3 protein-coding genes are annotated in these 2518 nt (G+C 51.0%); all 3 read right to left on the bottom strand.

Features of this window, described 5'->3' with window-relative positions; genetic code table 11:
- Positions 1–213: 213 nt before the first annotated feature.
- Positions 214–516 carry a type II toxin-antitoxin system RelE/ParE family toxin gene (locus Q7V48_08705; protein MDO9210815.1) on the bottom strand — a complete coding sequence of 101 codons (303 nt, stop codon included), beginning with the start codon at positions 514–516 and terminating at the stop codon, positions 214–216.
- Positions 513–794, bottom strand: a complete 282-nt coding sequence (locus tag Q7V48_08700; GenBank protein MDO9210814.1) for a type II toxin-antitoxin system Phd/YefM family antitoxin — start codon at positions 792–794, stop codon at positions 513–515. The genes Q7V48_08705 and Q7V48_08700 overlap by 4 nt, the downstream gene beginning before the upstream one ends.
- Before the next feature lie 359 nt (positions 795–1153).
- Positions 1154–2332, bottom strand: a complete 1179-nt coding sequence (locus Q7V48_08695; GenBank protein ID MDO9210813.1) for an acetylornithine transaminase — start codon at positions 2330–2332, stop codon at positions 1154–1156.
- Between the last annotated feature and the right edge of the window lie 186 nt (positions 2333–2518).

Genomic DNA, 2518 nt, shown 5'->3' with positions numbered 1-2518 from the left:
GTGTTTTTTTCCGCCTGGCCCCATGGAAAGACCACCGCCTTATGATGCCTAGCGAAGTGCCCCGGCCCTCGGGCCGGCTCCGGTTGAGCTAAGCCAAAATGGCCTGCGGGAGAGCAGGATTTGTTCAACGAATTTCTGACTCAGGATACTAGGGCTCGCCGTTATCAATTAAAAATCAGTATGGTGCCCCCGGATTTCCCCTGGAGTGATTTGTTAGGCGCTTCCGGCTTCATATGGTTCTTCAGGAAATTGGGCGCCGTGCCATACGGCCACAATCCAGATAGTTCTTCCCTTTATGCGGTAAAAAAACCGATATGGCGCAACAATGACTTCTCGAAAGGGCATATCAGGAAATTCCGGCAACGCTCTGCCGGATTGAGGAAACTTTGGTAGTCGCGACAAAACCTTCTCCGCTTTGTGTCGGAAGGCAACGGCCGCTGTAGGGTTCTCACGATAAATGTAGGCGATGGCGGCAAGAAACTGAGTGCGAGCCGAAGGAGTGAAACGGACTTTCACCGTTGTATCTCTTTCAACAAGGTGTCTGCCTCCGCGAGAACTGTATCTATGGCATAGCCTTTGCCCTCTTCGATCTCTTTCTCACCGCGGGCAAGAAGCCGCAGAACTTCCAGTTCATGCTGGGAATGCTCATAGGCTTCCATGCTGACCATCACGGCAGCAGCACGACCTCGCTGCGTGATAATAAGTGGCTCCCGCGACGTGGCCACACGCTTTACGATTGACGTTGCATCCTGGCGGAGATCAGTAATCGGAATGATATTTGGTATTTTTGCCATTGGCGTTACCTCCTACACTATTATAGGAGATAGCACTAACGATAACAAATAGCAAGATATAGTTTCGCGCCTAACAACTAGCATGACGCGCAACCAATAGCGCTGCGCTCGGGTCGGACCAAGAAAAGCCAATTAAATCCAATCAGATATATCCCAATAATAGAAGGTAATGCCTGTTAGCTCGGGGCATTTTACTTTTTCTTAAAACCTTATTTTCGGCAGTGAAATTGAGGTTCTAAGGCAAAAATAAACATATTTTTGCCATTCTTCCCCTGCAAAATCTAATAGTTACCTCGGTCCGACCCCGTTTACTTTTTTCCTTTTTATCCTCCCGGGTGGAGGAACCGAGATCGATATCTTCAACCCACAACTGGGAAAACCTTCTTTAAGATATCGATCATCCGGTCTATCTCCTCACGGGTTACGATCAGGGCGGGCATGAAGCGCAGGGTATTCTTTCGCGGGGAATTGATCAATAGTCCGCGATTCAGGGACTCCTCAACGATCTGGGGACCATTTTCCTTGATTAGATCCATAGCCAACAGGAGTCCTCTACCCCGCACCTCACCAAATCCATATTGCTTGGATAGTTCTTCCAGTCGGCCCTGCAGATAAGCCCCGGTCTCGGTAACCTTTTCCAGAAAACCTGGCTTGGTCAGCTCCTCGATCACGGCACAACCGGCGGCCATCATGAGGGGATTGCCGTTAAAAGTCCCCCCCTGGTCCCCGGGTTCGAAGCAGCAAACACTTTCGTGAGCCACCAGAGCTCCAAGGGGAACACCGCCTCCAATCCCTTTGGCTAAAGTCATGATATCCGGCTCCACGCCGCTATGTTGATAGCCGAACAGCTTACCCGTGCGGCCCATGCCGGTCTGGATTTCATCCAGGATCAGAAGGATTCCTTTTTCCCGGGTGAGCTTGCGCAATCCTTTCAGGTATTCATCCGTGGCCACGAAGACCCCGGCTTCCCCCTGGATGGGCTCCAGCATGACCCCCACTGTTTTCTCGTTGATGGCCGCCTGGACGGCATTCAGATCGTCCAGGTTCACTTTAGGGAAACCGGTTACTTTCGGTTCATACAACTGCGCCCACTCCGCTTTGCCGGAGGCGGACATCATGGCCAGGGTGCGGCCGTGAAAGGCATGGTCCATGGTTATGATCTCATAGGCCCCATTGCGGAATTTCTGCCCCCATTTTCGGGCCAGCTTGACCGCCCCTTCATTCGCCTCCGCCCCGCTGTTGGTAAAAAAGACCTTATGCAGACAGCTGTATTTTACAATCAGGTCGGCCAATTTGATCATGGTCTCGTTATAGTAGGCGGGGCTGCAGTTAATCAATTTTCCCGCCTGCTTGGCAATCGCCTCCACCAGCACCTTGGGGGAGTGCCCCAGGCAATTCACCGCCCATCCCTGGACAAAATCCAGGTATTCTTTACCGTTTGCGTCTTTCAGCCAGGACCCGTGCCCTTCCACAAAAACAGTTGAGGGCCGCTTTGTGATCTCCATGAGAGATGCAAAGGAATATGAATTGTCAGCCATGATTTCTTCCTTCCTTATAAATTTGTTTGGCCGGCGATTTCTCTTCTTCCTCTTACGCCCCAAAATTTTATTCTTCTACTTGCGTGATGTCAATGGATAAGTGCCACCTTGCCCCCCTTCACTTTTCAATAGGTGGATGAATTTACTTTGATTAACGGAGCCTGGACGGGAGGGTGATGAAAGAGG

It is taken from the genome of Deltaproteobacteria bacterium (assembly GCA_030654105.1).
In the GTDB taxonomy this organism is placed as follows: domain Bacteria; phylum Desulfobacterota; class SM23-61; order SM23-61; family SM23-61; genus JAHJQK01.
This window is presented reverse-complemented; position numbering and strand designations above follow the sequence as displayed.

Bases quoted from the DNA above. Each gene is read 5' to 3' on its own strand.
- Q7V48_08700 (MDO9210814.1), bottom strand. From the start codon at position 794: ATGGCAAAAATACCAAATATCATTCCGATTACTGATCTCCGCCAGGAT.
- Q7V48_08695 (MDO9210813.1), bottom strand. From the start codon at position 2,332: ATGGCTGACAATTCATATTCCTTTGCATCTCTCATGGAGATCACAAAG.